Annotated in this window: 12 protein-coding genes; 9 read left to right on the top strand and 3 right to left on the bottom strand. The window is 60.4% G+C overall.

The genetic code is table 11. From position 1 onward, the window contains the following. Positions 1-5 precede the first annotated feature (5 nt). The 3 genes from atpD to U9R61_RS06935 all read left to right on the top strand — a co-directional run bounded on the left by atpD (position 6) and on the right by U9R61_RS06935 (position 3,208). A complete protein-coding gene (gene atpD, locus U9R61_RS06945) occupies positions 6-1,421 on the top strand; it encodes a F0F1 ATP synthase subunit beta (RefSeq protein WP_322488087.1) in 1,416 nt (471 codons plus the stop codon). 69 nt (positions 1,422-1,490) lie between these two features. Further along, on the top strand, positions 1,491-1,910 hold the full coding sequence (locus U9R61_RS06940) for a F0F1 ATP synthase subunit epsilon (protein ID WP_322488086.1): 420 nt from the start codon (positions 1,491-1,493) through the stop codon (positions 1,908-1,910). Between the two features lie 287 nt (positions 1,911-2,197). After that, on the top strand, positions 2,198-3,208 hold the full coding sequence (locus tag U9R61_RS06935; RefSeq protein WP_322488085.1) for a rod shape-determining protein: 1,011 nt from the start codon (positions 2,198-2,200) through the stop codon (positions 3,206-3,208). A gap of 43 nt (positions 3,209-3,251) precedes the next feature. Here U9R61_RS06935 and U9R61_RS06930 read toward each other — a convergent pair whose 3' ends face one another. Together U9R61_RS06930 and U9R61_RS06925 are read right to left on the bottom strand one after the other, a co-directional pair. Beyond that, entirely contained in the window at positions 3,252-4,232 is a 981-nt protein-coding gene (locus U9R61_RS06930) for a DinB family protein (protein WP_322488084.1), read from the bottom strand. Positions 4,233-4,287: 55 nt separating this feature from the next. Then, a complete protein-coding gene (locus U9R61_RS06925; RefSeq protein ID WP_322488083.1) occupies positions 4,288-4,743 on the bottom strand; it encodes a VOC family protein in 456 nt (151 codons plus the stop codon). A gap of 69 nt (positions 4,744-4,812) precedes the next feature. On the opposite strand from U9R61_RS06925, the gene U9R61_RS06920 reads away from it, so the two are divergent. Beyond that, positions 4,813-7,104: an ATP-binding protein gene (locus tag U9R61_RS06920; protein ID WP_322488082.1), complete on the top strand. Its 2,292-nt coding sequence runs from the start codon at positions 4,813-4,815 to the stop codon at positions 7,102-7,104. A gap of 68 nt (positions 7,105-7,172) precedes the next feature. On the opposite strand, the gene U9R61_RS06915 is transcribed toward U9R61_RS06920, so the two are convergent. After that, a complete protein-coding gene (locus U9R61_RS06915) occupies positions 7,173-8,630 on the bottom strand; it encodes a leucyl aminopeptidase (RefSeq protein ID WP_322488081.1) in 1,458 nt (485 codons plus the stop codon). A gap of 163 nt (positions 8,631-8,793) precedes the next feature. On the opposite strand from U9R61_RS06915, the gene U9R61_RS06910 reads away from it, so the two are divergent. From U9R61_RS06910 to U9R61_RS06890, 5 genes are all read left to right on the top strand, one after another. After that, a complete protein-coding gene (locus tag U9R61_RS06910) occupies positions 8,794-9,855 on the top strand; it encodes a homoserine dehydrogenase (protein WP_322488080.1) in 1,062 nt (353 codons plus the stop codon). Next, positions 9,852-10,895: an adenosine deaminase gene (gene add, locus U9R61_RS06905; protein WP_322488079.1), complete on the top strand. Its 1,044-nt coding sequence runs from the start codon at positions 9,852-9,854 to the stop codon at positions 10,893-10,895. The genes U9R61_RS06910 and add overlap by 4 nt, the downstream gene beginning before the upstream one ends. A 332-nt stretch (positions 10,896-11,227) precedes the next feature. Next, positions 11,228-12,760, top strand: coding sequence for an aldehyde dehydrogenase family protein (locus U9R61_RS06900; RefSeq protein ID WP_322488078.1), 1,533 nt, complete (start codon positions 11,228-11,230; stop codon positions 12,758-12,760). Positions 12,761-12,778: 18 nt separating this feature from the next. Continuing rightward, positions 12,779-13,954 carry a radical SAM protein gene (locus U9R61_RS06895; RefSeq protein ID WP_322488077.1) on the top strand — a complete coding sequence of 392 codons (1,176 nt, stop codon included), beginning with the start codon at positions 12,779-12,781 and terminating at the stop codon, positions 13,952-13,954. A 130-nt stretch (positions 13,955-14,084) separates the two neighbouring features. Continuing rightward, positions 14,085-18,413, top strand: a complete 4,329-nt coding sequence (locus U9R61_RS06890; protein WP_322488076.1) for an adenylate/guanylate cyclase domain-containing protein — start codon at positions 14,085-14,087, stop codon at positions 18,411-18,413.

Genomic DNA, 18,413 nt, shown 5'->3' with positions numbered 1-18,413 from the left:
AGCCGATGCCGGCAAAGGGGGTTATTCAAGAGATTATCGGCGTGGTCATCCGGGCTAAGTTCCCGGAGGATCAGGTGCCGGAGATCTATAACGCAATTGAGATTCCGCTGGAAAACGGCGGCCGCCTCGTCTGCGAGGTGCAGCAGCAGCTTGGCAATGGCGTGGTGAAGGCGGTCGCGATGGGTTCGACCGATGGCCTGCGACGCGGGCTCGAGATTATCGATACCGGTCGCCCGATTGCGGTACCGGTTGGACCGGCGACGTTGGGCCGCGTGTTTAACGTGTTGGGCGACCCGATCGATGGGATGGCGCCGATTGGCCCAGAGGTGGAGCGCCGCCCGATCCACCGCGACCCACCCAGCTTTGAGGAACAGAACACCCAAGCCCAGATTTTTGAGACTGGGATTAAGGTCATTGACCTGATCGCGCCGTTTACCCGCGGTGGCAAGACCGCCATCTTCGGTGGCGCCGGCGTGGGCAAGACGGTGGTAATTCAGGAGCTAATTGCGAATATCGCCAAAGAGCAGTCGGGCTTCTCGGTCTTCGCCGGGGTGGGTGAGCGCTCGCGTGAGGGGAATGACCTTATTCACGAAATGCGCGAGGCCCGCATCGACGAGAACACCACCGTGTTTGATAAGACGGTGATGGTCTTCGGCCAGATGAATGAGCCACCGGGAGCGCGTCTGCGCGTCGGCTTGACCGCCCTGACGATGGCCGAGTACTTCCGTGATGAGGGGCGTGACATTCTGCTCTTTATCGACAACATCTTCCGTTTCGTGCAGGCCGGTTCCGAGGTGTCGTCACTGCTCGGCCGTATGCCGTCGCAGGTGGGTTATCAGCCGACGCTCGGCACTGAGATGGGTGAACTGCAAGAGCGGATTACCTCGACCAAGCGCGGTTCGATTACGTCGATGCAGGCGGTGTACGTGCCGGCAGACGACTACACCGACCCGGCGCCGGCGACCGTGTTTAGCCACCTCGACGCGACGATCTCGCTCGAACGCAGCATCGCCGAGCGCGCGATCTTTCCGGCGGTCGATCCGCTGGCATCAACCTCGCGTATTCTCGACCCGAACATCGTCGGCGAGGAGCATTACCGGGTGGCGCAAGAGGTGAAGCGCGTGTTGCAGCGCTACAAAGACCTCAAGGACATTATTGCCATTCTCGGTATGGAAGAGCTGAGCGACGAGGACAAGCTGACCGTGCAGCGCGCGCGCAAGATTGAGCTGTTCTTCTCGCAGCCGTTCACGGTGGCGCAACAGTTCACCGGCCGGCCTGGCAAGTATGTGCCGGTGAAGAAGACGGTTGAGAGCTTTGCCCGTCTGCTCAACGGCGAAGGCGATCACATTCCTGAGTCGTTCTTCTACATGCAGGGCGATTTCGACGACGTGCTGGCCGCGTATCAGGCGAGCCAGAAGTAAGACCGGGTCGGCGGCGCGGGCTAGCCGTCGCCGCCGGCGTTGGTCTATGGCAGGCAGAAGGAGCAGTCCATGCCCATCCATTTAGAGATTGTCACCGCCGAGCGGGTCATTCTGTCAGACGACGTTGATATGATCAGCGCACCGACCAAAGACGGCCGGGTTGGTATTCTGCCGCGCCACGCTCCGCTGATGACGATCCTCGAACCGGGTGAGCTCGATATCATCAAGAATGGCGAGCGCACGCCGTTTGCCGTGTCGGGCGGGTTTATGGAGGTGCTGCCGCACCGGGTGACTATTCTCGCCGATACGGTCGAGCGGGCCGATGAGATCGACGAGGCGCGGGCCGAGCAGGCACGGGCCGAAGCTGAAGCGCGCCGACGCGAGGCGCAGAGCGAGAGCGATATGGCGCTGGCCGAAGCCAAACTGCGCAAAGAGATGGTGCGTCTGCGCGTGGCCCAACTCAACAAGATCAAACAGCGCCAATCGTAACCACCTACCGGTGTGCAGCGCGGAACGCAAAGACGGTAAACGCAAAGGGACACAGCAGTGCTGTGTCCCTATTGTCAATTGCCAGTATCCCTCATCATTTGTTATAATACGCCGCGATTGGGCTGAGGCGGCTTTGTAGCCGATGGAAATCAACCATGCTGCGCTCAGTGAAGATGACTGCCGGCGCTGAGCGTCCGCGCAATGGCATGCGAAACGCTGACCCATCACGACTACTTTGAAATGGCATCACACGCTGCCGTTTCCGACATTCATCAGTAGGAACACCTATGGCCCGCAAAATCGGGATTGATCTTGGCACAGCCAATGTCTTAGTGTATGTCAAAGGCAAAGGCATCGTCCTTTCCGAACCATCGGCGGTGGCGCTGAGCACCCGCGACGGGCGCGTGCGCGCCGTCGGCGCCGAAGCGATGGCAATGTTAGGCCGTGAACCAGAGAGTATCGAAGTGGTGCGTCCGATGCGCAACGGCGTGATCGCCGATTATGTGGTGACGGAAGAGATGCTCCGCCACTTTATTGGGCGCGCGGCTGGACGATTTCGCTTCTCGCGGCCTGAAGTGATGATCTGTATTCCCGCCGGCGTTACCAGCGTCGAGATGCGGGCCGTGCGCTACGCGGCCCTTGAGGCGGGGGCCGGCAAGGCTTACCTGATCCGCGAGCCGTTAGCCGCCGCGATTGGGGCCAATATCCCGATTGCGCAACCATCGGGCAATCTGGTGATCGACATCGGCGGCGGCACAACTGAAGTGGCCGTGATCTCGCTCAATGACATTGTGGTGAGCACCTCGGTGCGGGTCGGCGGCAACCGGTTCGATGAAGCGATTGCCTCGTACATCAAGCGGAAATACAACGTGCTCATTGGCGAACGCACCGCCGAAGCGGTGAAGATTGAGATCGGCTCGGCGTTGCCGCTCGATAAGCCGCTGGTGACGCAGGTGCGCGGGCGCGATCAAGTGACCGGGTTGCCGCGCACGATCCAAGTTGACAGCAACGAGATTACTGAGGCGATCCAAGAGCCGCTGGAAGCGATTGTCAATGCGGTGCGCGCGGTGCTGGTCGAAACGCCGCCGGAACTCAGCTCAGACATTATCGACAAAGGGATGGTAATGACCGGCGGCGGTTCAATGCTGCGCCGGATCAATGACCTGTTGACTGAAGTGACGGGCGTGCCCTGCTACGTGGCCGACCAACCGGCATCGTGTGTGGCGATCGGCACCGGTTTAGCGTTGGAAAACCTTGATGTGCTGTACGACAGCCTGAGCGGGTTGGATCTGACGTGATGAGGTATGGCGTGCGGCTTTTGGAGCCGCACGCCGTTTGGTGCTACGGGTGTAATATTTCTTGCGCAATATCGATGACGCGGTTATGCCCGTACAACATGTTATGGCGCATTTGCGCTAATTCGATCAGATGCCCCTGCTCGTGCGCAACGACCCAATTCCCCTGATGCAAAAGCGGCACCGGCCCGTAGATTTCGTGATGGCCGATCCGCTGCCACGCCGCTTGGGTGAGACCGCGCAGCAAGCCTAACGTCTGCTGGCGGCTGGTGGTATAGTGCTCGAGCAACTCGTCGATTGGCATCGTGCGGTATTTCACCGCACTCCGCAGCGTCGGCGGATGGGCTGAGGACAGTTTCGGTTGGTTGGTCTCCAAGATCATCCATGCTCGCTCGCGGAAGACAATATCCATGTCGGCGAGATGGCCGATCAGATCCTTGAAGGCCGGGAAACCGTTGACTGGCATGGCCAATTGGTCTTCGCTGAGACCGGCCACCAGCGCTTGCACCGTTTTCAAGCCTTGCTCAAGCCGGCGCACGATGGCGTGCGGCCCCAGCGTGCCCATGCCATCGACAATCCGGAATTCGAGAAATCCCTCGCGCACAGTGCCGCATTCAGGGCAGAATGCCGGCGGATCGCCTTCCATCAGCCGGCCACACGTACTGCACACAAAGAGATCGCCAAGCTCGGTATAGGTGAGATCACGGCCATCGGCTAGCGCACGTGCAGCCCGTTCAAGGAGTTCGCGCTGAAAGGCGCTGGTACCAGTCACTGACCCGGTCGCCACAGCTTCCGGTTCAAGGCCGGCCAGTGCGCGATTGATATTGGTCAGCGTCTGCACCACTTCACCCAATCGACGCATCGCCTGTTCGACGCGCACCCGTTTGACCGCCGCCGATGCGTCGAGCAGACGGGCAATGTTGAAGAAGCGCTCACGCCGCGCCTGTTTTGCCCACACGGCGTAAGCCGTCTGACCAACGCTCATGCTCACCAACAGGCGGCGATCATCTGCGTCGTTGGTTATCATACGTCTACTCCGATTGTCTCAAGATACATGTACTATCACGGGGCAAGATGCCCGTTTACGCATGGTGCGAGCGATGCTGCACCAGCTCAACCAACACCCCTTGGCCGCCTGCCTTCGGATGGACAAAGGCCACGAGCGTATCGTGGATGCCGGGACGCGGCTCGCGGTCGATCAATGGAATGCCCCGCGCTTGGAGGGTGGCCAGCGCGGCATTGATATCATCGACGCGATAGGCAATATGATGCATCCCCGGCCCCTTCTCGCGCAAGAAGCGGGCAAAACTCGCTTGATCACTGGTCGGCGCAATCAACTCGATCAACACATCGCCAAACCGGGCCACTCCAATCGCAGCATGGCGCTCAGGCAGCTCGATCCGCTCCCATTCCGTAATATCGAAGGCGGTGCGGTAAAAATCGATCGCCGCATCGAGATCAGCCACCACAAGGCCAATGTGATCGACCGCAGTAAACATTGCATACTCCTTCACTGCCACCGGTACACCGATGGACATAGCATATCATAGCACAAGCATAGCACAAGATCATTGACAGCCACTCGGGGTTGACTACAATGAACAACAATGACACACGAAACAGATGATCCGACAACGAGTATGCTGATCGTGGTTGCGGCTGCCTCCCGCATCTTGCAGGAAGAGCAGCCGCTGGTGCAGCGTATTCACCATCTCTTTGGACTGTTGCGCCTCGCCACCCGTTACCGTGACGGACGGCTGACGTGTTGGCTGCAATCGGCACGGCCGGGGGCAACCCGCCAGCAAATCTACTCGCCAGAGTCATGGGCCTACCCTTGGGACGACAGCCTAACGCGGGCCGTGGCGCTCGGCGGCAAAACCGTTACCAAGACGATTGCGCTGGGTAACGGTCGCCAAACTGAAAGTTTGCCAGTGATCTCGGCAGGGTATCTAGGGGCGCCAATCTTTTGGGGTGGGCGGCTCTGGGGCATTCTTGAACTACGCAGCGATGATCAGCGCCGGCTAGACGGGCGGATCAGCGAAGTGATCGAATCGATCAAGCCGCAACTAGCAGCGGCTATTGCCCAAGAAGGAGCACGGTTGCCACGCCTGCCCGCGCCGCGCGTTGCCGGCGAGACGCCGCTCGGCCTGACGCTCGCTCCCTCGCTGCGCCAGAAAATCATTGCGCTGAATGAACAGCTTGACCGCACGCTCGACTTGCACGAGTTGTTGGGGATCATCTTACGGCGGGCATTAGAAGGCAGCAGTGCAGAAGCCGGTGCGATCACGCTGGTCGATTCCGAACGGCATGAACTTGTGCTGCATCTCTACGAAGGATATGAAGCCGAACGCACTGGCGCCGCACTACCGGCTATGCCGCGCCAGCGCTGGAACTGGGATATCGGGCTGGCCGGACAGGCGGTCAAAACGCAGCGCCCGCTCTTGGTGCGCGATGCCGGACGCGAGCCGGGCCTGCCGCCCGGCATGCCATTCCTAGCTGAGCTGGCAGCGCCGATTATTGCGGATGATCGGGTGTTGGCGGTCTTGATCCTGCACAGCCGGCGGGCCAATACCTTCAACGAAGAGGTGCTCGCGTTTATTGATGCGCTCCGCGAGCGGGCTGGGAGACCGCTGGCCCGCGCTGCGGCGTACCAAGTTGCGTATGAAACGTCATACCATCTCGGTCAAGTGTTTAGCAGCTTGCCCATCGGATTGGCACTGATCGACCTGAACGGTCGTGTCATTCGCGCCAACCCCGCGTGGTATCAAGTCTGGCGCTTGGCGGAGCAATCGCAACGGCCTTCATTTTTCGTCGGGATTGATTTGGTTGAGCATTTGCTAGCCCGGCTAGCCGACCCGTTTCGCTTGAGCGAGTTCTGCGATCTTGGTCAGCGCGCGCCCGATCAAGTCTTTGAGACGAGTCTGCAACTCCGCCAGCCCTACCAAGCGTTGCACGTGCTTTCGGTGCCGACCCGTGACAGCCAGCAGCAATTGACGGGACGGTTGTGGGTGGTGAGCGATCGCACCCGCGAACGCGAGTCAGACCGGCTGAAGGATGAATTTATCGGGATTGTGTCGCATGAGTTGCGCACGCCGCTGACATCGATCCTTGGTTACACCGAAATTTTATTGAACCGGCAAGATCTCGATGAAACCAGCCAGCGCGAGTTTTTGACCACGGTCTCGAACGAAGCCGAGCGGCTGCACAAGTTGGTGAAGGATCTGCTCGATGTTTCGCGGCTGGAGGCCGGGGTGGTGAAGCTGAACCGGTGGGCGGTTCGGCTGGGCAACATTATCGAGGAGTTGACCCTGCAGCTTCACACCCAACTCGTGCAGCACAAGCTCCTGATCGATATGCGCCCCCCGTTGCCGCCGGTATTCGCCGACCGCGACAAGGTGAAGCAAATTATCTTCAACTTGCTGAGCAATGCCATCAAGTACAGTCCGGAAGGCACTGAAATTCAATTGACGGTGCGTTACGCGGAAGCGAGCGATTTGCCGGCTAACCATCCGCCCGGCCAGTGGATGTTGATTGTGGTGCGCGATCAGGGGATTGGGATTGCGCCAGAAGATCAGGCAAGGCTGTTCGAGCGGTTTCAGCGGGTTGATAACAGCAATACGCGCCAGAAGAGCGGTGTTGGGCTAGGATTGTACATTACACGCCTGCTGGTCGAGTTGCACGGAGGCCGGATTTGGGTGCAGAGCGCGGTAGGAAAGGGAAGTAGCTTCTCGTTTACCTTGCCAATCTGGTCGGCGCCGCGCGGCGAGCTTGCCGGCGATGAGGGGGGAGATAGAGAGGAGGGAATGGGCAATGGAGGGGAAGCAATGAGAAGTGCTGGACCCACCCCCGCTGGGGGAAGGTTATCCCCACCCCCTCTCCCGCTGGAGGAAGGGAGATAGAAAGGGGGATTCCTGTCTGGAGAAGGGTTGGGGTGGGTGACAATATTCACCCACCCTCATATCGAACGCTACCCTTGCGCCCCAACATAGCCTTGTAACCACTCAACCAGCAGCCGCACGCCAATACCGGTGGCACCACGCGATTGATACGTGCGGACCGGCTTTTCCACCCATGCCGTGCCGGCAATATCGAGGTGCGCCCACGGATAATCACCGACAAAGGCGGCAAGGAAGACGGCAGCGGTAATTGCCCCGCCATAGCGACCACCGGTATTCTTCAGATCGGCAATCTCGCTCTTCATCGCATCGCGGTACTCTTCCCACAGCGGCAACTGCCAGACCCGTTCGGCAGTGGCTTCGCCGGCAGCGATAAGGCGGTTGGCCAGCTCTTGGTTGTTCCCCATTAAACCAGCCGCATGCGGGCCGAGCGCAACCATGATGGCGCCAGTCAGAGTAGCTAGATCAACAATCGCGGCAGGCTGGTAGCGCTGCGCATAGTAGAGACCGTCGGCAAGCACGATCCGGCCCTCGGCGTCGGTATTGAGCACCTCGACCGTCTTGCCGCTCAGGGTGCGGATAATATCGCCGGGCCGATACGCGGCGCCGCTCGGCATATTTTCGGCGGCGCAGACAATCCCGACCACGTGGAGCGGCACTTGCAACTCAGCCACAGCTTGCATCGCGCCAAAGACTGCGGCGGCGCCGCTCATATCCATCTTCATTTCATCCATCTTCTCGGCGGGTTTGATGCTGATACCGCCGGTGTCGAAGGTAATGCCTTTCCCGACCAGACAGATGGTGGGGCCATTCCCGGCAGCGCCGTGCTCCATCACGATAAAGCGCGGCTCGTTGGCCGAACCTTGGCCGACGGCGAGAATACCGCCAAAACCTTGTTCGATAAGCTGCGGCTTATCAAGCACCATTACCTTGAGGCCAAGGCGTTCACCCATCTCAAGCGCGGTCTGGCCGAGGAAGGCCGGCGTAACTTCGTTGCCGGGGCCATTGGCGAGATCGCGGGCAAACGCGGTAGCGCGGGCAATGATATGACCGCGCTGGACACCGGCGGCGGCAACTTCAGCATCAGCGCCGGCCTGCAAGATAGCGTTCAATGACGGCGGCTCTTCGCGATCACTCTTGTAGCGAACATAGCGGTACGAGCCGAGCACACTCCCTTCGGCAAACGCTTGGCCGAACACCGCAGGCGCCAACGGTAGATTGCCATTGTAGCCGAGGTGGTAGGTCGTAACCTTCAGCTCTTGCGCGCGCTGCGCCGCCAGCGCCGCTGCTTGGCGGACAGTATCAGCCGTTATGGCCGAGCGCTTGCCTATACCGATGAGCAACAACCGGCGGGCCGGCAGCGTGCCGCGCGGATAGAGCAGCGTCTGCTGATTCCAGCGCCCCGTCGCATCACCCGCCTCGCATAGGTCAGTGACCGGCGTGGGGAGTGGCTCGTCTTCGGTGTGCAGCAAAACGGCAAGATCGGCTGCGGCGTCGAGTAGGCTGCCGCTCTGAACTTCACATTGCATAGTAGCCTCGAAAGGTGACAAATCATTAGTTTCAGAATAGTATTGTACGGTGGAGCAGGCCGAGCGTCAAATGAGGGGAGAAGCCGGCAAGAGATCCGTGACGTGCAAACCAAAGCCTATGGTAGAATAGGCGAACACATACAGGCAGTGCAGAGGGGCAACTATGACACCCATCATCCAACTCGGTCTCGGCGGCGTAGGACGCGCGCTAGCCCGCCAGATTCTCGCTGTAGCGCCTGCCATTCGCCGCCGGTACGGAATTGATTTACGATATGTGGCTGTGGTAGACAGTCGCGGCGCAATGGCCGGCGATCCGGCCTTGACTGAAGCACAGGTGCGTCACATCCTCGCCGTGAAAGAGGCCGGCGGCGGAATTGATAACCTTGCCGGCGCCACTATTGACCGGCACTGGATCGAGATGCTCCCCGCAGCGATGGCGGTTGTCGTGGACGTGACAGCGGCGAGCGGCCATGCCGCGCCATTGGCAGCGGCCATCTCGGCTGGACATCGGGTGGTGTTGGCGAACAAACGGCCACTGTGCGAAGGGCACGATCTCTTTGCGGCCTTGACCGAACGGGGTGCAACCCGCTACGAAGCAACCGTTGGCGCCGGGTTACCGGTGATCAGCATGTTGCAAAGCCTGCTCGATAGTGGCGATGAAGTGGTATGCATTGAGGCGGCGCTGAGCGGCACGCTCGGTTTTCTGATGAGCGAGCTGGAAACGGGGAGCAGCTTCGCCGACGCGGTGCACATGGCGTACCGCTTGGGCTATACCGAGCCGGATCCACGCGATGACCTGAGCGGCGCTGATGTGGCGCGCAAAGCGTTGATTCTGGCCCGCACCTGCGGGAAGCATCTGCCGGCTGAGGCAGTGATCGCCGAACCGCTCTTCCCGCCCCATCTGGCTGAAGTGAGTGTCGCCGAGTTCCTCCAACGACTCAGCGAGGCGGAAGAGGAGGTGATGAACCGCTTGGCTGCGGCCCGTGCCAACGGCAACGTCTTGCGGTACATCACGCGCATCACGCCAGAGAGCGTCGAAGTTGGGTTGCGCGAAGTCGCCGCCAGCCATCCGTTGGCCAGCTTGCGCGGCCCTGATAATCTGATCAGCTTTACTACCCACCGCTATCACGACCGGCCATTGGTCGTGCGCGGGCCGGGAGCTGGCGTCGAAGTAACAGCAGCCGGCGTGTTGAGCGACATTATTGCTACCGCTCGAGAATTATGAATCCGCTTGCCGAACCTGCTGCCGGCCCAGCACCGATCGCCCGCGATCTGCCGCTGATCGACCTGCACCGCCATCTCGATGGCAATGTCCGGCTGACGACGATCCTTGATCTAGCCCGCACCTATGGCATTCGCCCGCCGGCAGATACGGTCGAAAGGTTGCGTCCGTATGCGCAAATCCAAGGCGTTGCCGCCTCGGTGATGGATTTTATCGCCCGCTTTGAGTTGCTCAAGCTGATCTGCGTTGACGAAGACGCTGTTGCCCGCATTGCGGAAGAGAATGTCGAAGATGCCGCCCGCGAAGGCATTGACTACATCGAGCTGCGCTGCTCACCGGCATTTATGGGTGAGCGGTACGGCCTCGACCCGACCCGCGTCTTGGCCGCAGTCTGTCGCGGGGTGCAAGCCGGTATGAAACGGCACCCGGTACAAGCGCAGATTATTGGCATTATGTCGCGCCACATGGGTGAAGAGAGCTGCTGGCGCGAACTCGAAGCGGCCATTACACTGATGGGTGAAGGCGTGGTCGGAGTCGATCTGGCCGGCGACGAGGCCAACTTTCCCGGCACGCGCTTTGTCAAGCATTTTGCCCGGGCCCGCGCCGCCAGTCTGCGGATCACGGTGCATGCCGGCGAAGCAGCCGGGGCATGGAGTGTGCGGCAAGCGATTGAAGAGCTAGGAGCGGAACGGATCGGACACGGCGTGCGCGCGATCGAGGATCCGGCAGTGATACAGCTACTGGCCGAGCGCGAAATTCCGCTTGAAGTGTGCCCGACCAGTAATGTGCAAACCCAGACCGTCAGCGGGTACGATACGCACCCGTTACCGCAATTATTGAGCGCCGGCCTGTGCGTCACCCTCAACAGCGACGATCCCGGCATTAGCGCGATCGATTTGCCCCACGAATATCGGGTGGCCCGTGACCGGCTCGGCCTGAGCGCCGCCGAATTACGCACCGTGCAGGCCAACGCGCTTGCGGCAGCATTCATCGACGATAAGCGCCGGGCAGCATTGCTGATCAACGCGCAACGCCGCGAATGAATGCGCGCCACCGGCGTATGGTTCAGGTTCACGTGCCACGATGTCATTGCGAGGGCGCGGCGGCACCCAGTGCAACGGGGTGTCGCCCGCCCGAAGCAATCTCTCCCTTTGGCGGCAAGTATGTCTGAGCCGGCAGCATCCGTCCTCGGAGGAGATTGCTTCACCGCCTGCGGCGGCGCGCATGAACAACCGGGGTGCAGTTGGGGGCGGCGGCGCGCACGCTCGCATAGCAGACGTTGGTCTCGCCCTACTTGAGTTTTATGACGCGGCGTGTTACACTATGACGCACAGCGGCATCTTTTTTCACCCCCGCCAGATAAAGGAGTCTTGCAATGAGGCACGAACACTCCCCGGAAGGGTTGCCCCACTATGACCTGTACATCGACGGCGACTGGCAGCCGGCGAGCAACGATCAGACATTTACCGTCTTTGATCCGGCGAATGACCAGCCGCTGGCCACTTGCGCCAGCGCGACCCATGCCGATGTGGATCGGGCGATTGCCGCCGCCCGCACCGCGTTTGATCAGGGGCCATGGCCGCATACCAGTCCGGCGCGCCGGGCCGAGATTTTACATGCGATTGCCGATGCGCTCGAAGCGCGCAATTTTGAGCTAGCCGAGATCGAATCTCGCGATGCCGGCGTGCCGCTGCGCAAAACGACGTATAATGACATTACCCTCGGCCTTGAAATTTTGCGTGGTTGCGCCGAAATGGCGCGCAAGCACCCGTATGAGCCGCTACCGTGGACTGATCTGCCCTCGGTGTCGTGGAATTTTGTCTGGCGCGAACCGATCGGTGTCTGCGCGCAGATTATTCCGTGGAACTATGCCTTTTGCATGGCGGCGTGGAAGCTCGGCCCAGCGCTAGCCACCGGCAATACGGTCGTCTTTAAGCCCTCGTCACTGGCCCCGCTCAGCACGATTGCGATTTTCCAGACCATTCACGAACTGAACCTACTGCCGAAGGGGGTGATCAATCTCGTGCTCGGCCCCGGCGGCGAGGTCGGCGAATATTTGGCGGCCCATCCGGCGGTTGATAAGGTCGCCTTCACCGGCAGCACCGAAGTTGGGCGCAAGATTATGGCGCTGGCAGCGCCGCAGATCAAACGGGTGACGCTCGAACTGGGCGGCAAGAATGCGATGATCGTGTTACCCGACGCCGATCTTGATCTAGTGGTCGATGGCGTGTTGTGGGGCGCGTTTTACCATTCTGGCCAACTGTGCGAAGCCGGTTCGCGCCTCCTTTTGCCGCGCAGCCTGCACGACACCGTGGTCGAACGGCTGGTCGGGCGGGTGCGCGGGATGAAGATTGGCGATCCGATGGACTTGGAGACCGACCTTGGCCCGCTGATCAACGAACGGCAACGCGAGAAGGTTGAGCGCTACATCGCGATTGGCCGCGAAGAGGGGGCGACGGTCGCGATCGGCGGCGGCAGGCCGTTGGGCGAAGCGTTTGCCAATGGCCATTATGTCGAACCGACCATCTTCACCGGTGTGCGGCCAGAGATGCGCATTGCCCGCGAAGAGATTTTTGGGCCGGTGCTAGCCGTGCTCGCCTACGACGAGATCGGCGAGGCGATCCGGATCGCGAACGATAGCATCTACGGTCTTGCTGCCTCGGTGTGGTCACGTGATCTGCAACAAGCGCTGTACGTCGCCCAACGTATCCGAGCCGGCACCGTCTGGATCAACGAGCACCACGTGCTTAACCCGCGCGCGCCGTTCGGCGGTTATCGCCAGAGCGGGTTTGGCCGCGAAATGGGCCAGTACGGTCTCGATGAGTATACTGAAGTGAAGCATATTCACGTCGATCTGATGCAACGGCGGCAAGGCCGGCTGTGGTGGGATACGTTGCTGCCGGAATAGCCGCGATGGTCGCGCTCGATGATGACAACAGGCATCACCCTCAACTTACAACGCCATCACCTCACTATCGCCGAGAACATGCGCACGATCATCTCGTTCGATGGCGAGGGCCGCCCGATCGTGGCGTTTCGCCACGGCGCCAACTACGTGCGCGGTCTCAGCGGCGAGGTCTTGTGCAAACGAGCGCTCGCCCCCGGCCAGAAAGAACGGCGCAAGCTCGACGACACCGAGCGGCGCGCAGTATTGGCCGAGCTGCTGACCAAGGCCCGGCGGATGATCGAGCAGATTGAAGCAACAGCCTCACCGGCAGCGCGTGACTGGTTTGAACGGATCCGGCGCTGGGATGTTGAGCGGCTCGAAGCTGAGCGCGAGCGGTTTCGCACTGTCTACAAGCCGATCAGCATCTTGCCGCCGGATCAGTATCGCGCGCTGGTATTGCAAGCGACTGAGGGGTGTAGCTGGAACCGCTGCCACTTTTGCACGTTTTACCGCGACCGCCCCTTTCGCATCCATTCACCGGCCTCGTTTCGCGAACATATTCAACGGGTGAAGGAGTTTGTCGGGGCCGGCTTGGGGTTGCGGATGGCAATCTTTCTCGGTGATGCCAATGCGTTAATCATCCCGCAGCCGCGCCTGCGCGAGCTGTTGCAGGTCGTGCATGAAGAATTTCTCATCGGCCCTGATGCTGATTTCAAAGGCATTTACGCCTTTCTCGACATTTTTGGCGCGGAGCGCAAAACGTTGGCCGAATACCGTGAACTGGCCGCCGCCGGCGTGCGCCGAATCTACCTTGGGATCGAGAGCGGTGATGAAACGGTCTTTCGCCTGTTGAACAAACCCGGATCGCCAGCAGAAGCGATCGACGCGGTGCGCACGATCAAAGCCGCCGGGATCGCGGTTGGCGTGATTTTGTTGGTCGGGGCCGGCGGCGAACGCTTTGCCGCTGAGCATGTGCAGCATTCGCTGGCGGCGCTAGCAGCAATGCCACTCGGCCCTGATGATATCGTCTATCTTTCGCCCCTGATCGTCTCGGCTGATAGCACGTACTTTGCCCAACTACAGGCCTATGGCAGCTCCCCGTTGCCATCAACCGCCATCAACCGCCAACTCGAAGAACTGAAACACGGCACGCGCACCGTAACCGGCCCCGGAGCAAAAGTGGTGATCTACCACATCGAAGAGTTTGTGTATTGATGCGCACCGGCGTCCTACCGAAGCCCAACAATTGGGCTGTCGATCCCGGCTTGCCTCTGCTATAATGAAGTCGATACGCAGTGATGATCGCTTGCCAACCAAGCTATCCATACACAGGATCGGCCTGACGATGTCTGAGCATCGCTTCATCCAGATCGATCGCAACCGCATTGCCCGCTACCTCGACGCCGCGCAGGCACAAGCGCTGCTCGGCGGCGAAATGCGGCCACACGAACTGTATGCCGCTTGCGCCCACCTTGCCAATGCCCAATACGCTCTAACAACCTACCTCCCGCGCCGGTTGGTCGCGTACCGGTTAGCCACGACTGATGACCAGCCGTGGGTGGAATGGGTTGACAGCTCGCTACTCTTCGCCGATGTAAGCGGTTCCACCGCCTTGGCCGAACGGCTGAGCAGCCTTGGCCGCGAAGGGGCCGAGATTGTCACCGATACGCTCAACACCTACTTCGGGGCCTTGATTCGCCGCATCCAACAGGCCGGCGGCGATTTGATCACGTTTGGCGGCGATGCGCTGCTCGTGCTCTTTACCGGCCCCGATCACGCCTACGTAGCCACAGTAGTGGCCCGCGATATGCTGGCCGCGCAGGCCGGCTTCGTGCGGGAAGTACCGGGGATCGGCTCGTTTCCGCTCACCATGCACATCGGGGTCGAGAGTGGCCGGGTGGCGCTCGTCAGTGCCGGGCGATCTGAGTCGCTGCGCTACAGCGTGATGGGAGCCTGCGTTGAGCGAGTTGCCCGCGCTGAGGAATTGGGTGGACGCGGCGAGATTGTGCTCGGCCCACAGGCATGGGCGATGATTGAGGGGCGCGCACGAGGTGAAGTACTTATTGATGGTTATGCGAAGTTACATGCAATTAGCGGCGATACGCCTCACACGCCACTGCCTTCTCATACCGATCCGCCGCCGCCAAGCCGTGAGACCGCCCTTCATTTGATTTGGACGTTGGAACGGCTCAGCCCATACTTACCACCGATTTTGGTTGACCGGATCATGGCGGAACCACGGCGGCCCCAATTGGAAGCCGATCTGCGCCCAGTTTCAATCTTGTTTGCGCAGATTGAAGGGTTAGCACCGCTGGTCGAATCGTTGCCACCTGCCACCACGGCGCAGGTCATCGACGCCGTTTGGCAGGTCTGTTTCACGGCAATCGAGCATTACGGCGGCTATGTCAATAAGATCGACTTAGCAACCGAAGGCAGCAAGCTGCTGGTCATCTTTGGCGCGCCGGTCGCGCAAGAAGATCATCAAGAACGCGCGGCGCAGGCTGCACTTAACCTCCAGCGCGCATTCCATACTCTAACCACCACCCAACCAGCCGGCATCGCACTCGATCGCTTGCGCCTGCGGATTGGCTTGAACAGCGGCACCGTTTTTGCCGGTAATGTTGGCGATGTTGAGCGCAAAGAGTACACCGTGATGGGTGACGCGGTGAATGTCGCGGCGCGAGTGATGGTGCATAGCGATTGGGGTGAAATCCGGGCAACAACCCCGTTTGCGGTCAGTATCGGCGCCACGATGGTCTTTGCCGACTCACGTTCGGTCAGCGTGCGCGGCAAACGCGAACCGCTCGAACTCTTGCGGTTGATCGGCGAACGTGAAGCGCCAACGCCTACCTTCCACCACGAGCTGGTTGGCCGGCGACACGAACTGGCGTGGCTGCGCGAGCGGCTAGAACTAGCGTTGGCCGGTTATGGCCGGGTCGTGCGCATCAGCGGTGAAGCGGGCATCGGCAAAACGCGGCTCGCCGCCGAGCTGCTGGTTGCGAGTGTGCCTCGCACGGCCAAGATTGTGACGGTACGTTGCTTGGCATACCAGCAAAGCACGCCATACGCGCCGTGGAGCGACGCGATGCAGGCGCTCTGCGCGATCCCTGCCGGCGCTGATCAAGCAACGCGGGCCGCCCAGTTGCGACAGGCCCTCTCGGCTGCTGCGATTGCCGACGATTGGACGCCAATTGTGGCCGATTTGGTCAAGCTGAATATTGACGACAACCCGTTAACGCGCGCGCTTGATCCGAAACAACGGCAGGAACGCCGGTTTGAGATCATCCGTTCCATCATTCTCGCTATGGCTGCCGGATACGGCCTGATCCTCGTGTTTGACAATTTGCAATGGGCCGACCGGATCTCGCTTGATCTCTGGCGGTATATTGCAAGTGCGGCAGCGCAAGCGCCGATCTTTTTGCTCGGCTTACACCGCGACACCTTGCAGTGGGATAACGACCCGCTCGCCGACAAAGCCGAGGTACTCACGCTGAGCGAACTGCCGGCCAGCGATAGCGCAGCGTTGATTGCCGCTATTCCCGCCGGATCCCGGATCGATCCGCAGGTGCAAGCGCAGATCATCGCCCGTGCCGCCGGCAATCCACTCTTTATCGAAGAACTGGTGCGAGCCGTGCAACACGGCAACACGGCGCTTGACGAGTTGCCCGACAGCTTGAGCGGCTTGCTGCTCGCTCGCGTTGACCAGCTTGATGAGCGTTCACGGGCGCTGCTGCGGGTGGCCGCCGTAGTCGGCCAGCGCTTTCCGCTGCTGGTGCTGCAATCGGTCTATGGCGAAGACACACGCCGGCTGATCGAACATGTCAGCCAGCTCGATGCGCAAGAACTGACCCTGCTCGAACGCGAAGCCCCAGAACGGGTTCACACCTTCCGCCATGCGTTGCTGCACGAAGTCACCTATCAGAGCATGCTCTTCGCTCGCCGACGTGAACTGCACCGGCGAATCGGCGAATACCTTGAGCAACGGTATGCGAATGAGCTGAACCAGCTCCGGCACGATGTGAACAATGCACGCCAGTTACAGTATGTGCAAATCGGGCGCAACGGCCCAATGGTGACGCGCGCCGTCCGTGCCATTGCAAGCCCAATCTTCCTGTTGGCGCACCACTACCGGCTGAGCGACGCCCCGGAACGGGCCATCCAATACCTGTTGCTGGCCGGCCATTTGGCCCGTGACGAATACGCCAACGAGCAAGCGATCACCTATTATCGTTGGGCGCTTGACATTCTCGGCGCACGGGGCGACGATCCGCGGCTGTGGGAAGCGATGGAGGCGCTCGGCGAAACCTTGGCGGCGATTGGCCAATACGATGAAGCGCAGCGTACGTACCAACGCTTGCTGGAGGTGGGAGGCGATCGTTTACCGCCGGTCGTGCAAGCGGAGACGTTGCGCTCGTGGGGAGCGGCGCTCGAAAAGCAAGGCCGTTATCAAGAGGCGCTAGAACGTTTGCGCAGTGCAGAAGCGATCGCCGGCGCCGCGATCAATCGCACGCCGCCGTTGTTGCTGGCAGCGATTGCCGCCGATCTCGCCCAGACCCTCACCCGACTGTCAGCATTTGACGAAGCGCTGGCAATGTGTGAAGCAGGTTTAGCCCGTATCCGCAACGATCAACGTAGCATTGAGGATGAACGGATCGAGGCGGAACTCCAGCAGCAACTGGGTATGATCTACGGCATGCGCGGACGCTACGATCTGGCTCGCTACCACTTTTTAAATGCGTTAAGCGTGCAAGAGGCGATTGATGACATCTACGGCTGCGCCCGCACCTACAACAATCTCGGCTACTTAGAGCAATTGCAGAGCAACTACGCGGCAGCGGTCGAACTCTATACCCACGCCGAAGAGCTGGCGCGCAAGGGCAGCGCGAAATACGCCCTTTCTAGCGCGTTACTGAATGCGGCTTACGCTCATTACCGGCTGGCCAACTACGACGCCGCCGAAGCCACATGCCGCGACGCGCTGGCGCTGTGTGAAGAGATGGGTGATCAGCTAGGGATGGCCCAAGCCGATGACATGCTCGGCATTATTGCCTACGCACGCGGCGACTATCAGCGCGCGCTACAGGTCTATCAGCAGGCGTTGCAGATCTATGCCGAACAGGGCAGCACCTACCAATATGGAAACACGTTAGCATTGGAAGCATTGGCAGCTACCGCCAACAGCGATCCCACAACTGCTCTCTCCTACGCCAATCAGGCTTACCACATCGGCGAGCAGATACAAGTGCCGCAGTTAACGGTCGAAGCCCTCTGCGCTGCGTCGGAAGCGCTGTTGACCCAAGCCCGCCAAGCTGCTGAGAGTGATGAACGCGAGCGATTATTGCAAACCGCTGCCGATCACGCGGCGAAAGCCGCGTCGCTCGCCGAACAGATTGGCAGCCGGTTCGATTATGCGGTGGCGTTGCGTCTGAGCGGCGAGATTGCCGCTGAGCGCAATGAACCATTGAGCAACTACTTTACGCGCGCGATGGAAATCTTTGCGGCGATTAACTGTCGCTTTGAACACGCCTGCGCTGCCGCCCGTTTCGGTCATGCGCTGCAACGACGCAACCTTCCAGCAGCTCATACGTATTTAGAATTGGCCCGAAATGAATTGACCTCAATTGGCGCCAACGGCGAACTTCGCCGGCTGGCCGAACAAGCAGGGGAGGTGTAA

Origin of the sequence: Chloroflexus sp. (assembly GCF_034431535.1) — a bacterium.
Taxonomy (GTDB): Bacteria; Chloroflexota; Chloroflexia; order Chloroflexales; family Chloroflexaceae; genus Chloroflexus.
The sequence above is the reverse complement of the archived record's forward strand: the minus strand, read 5'-3'. Positions and strand labels throughout refer to the sequence as shown.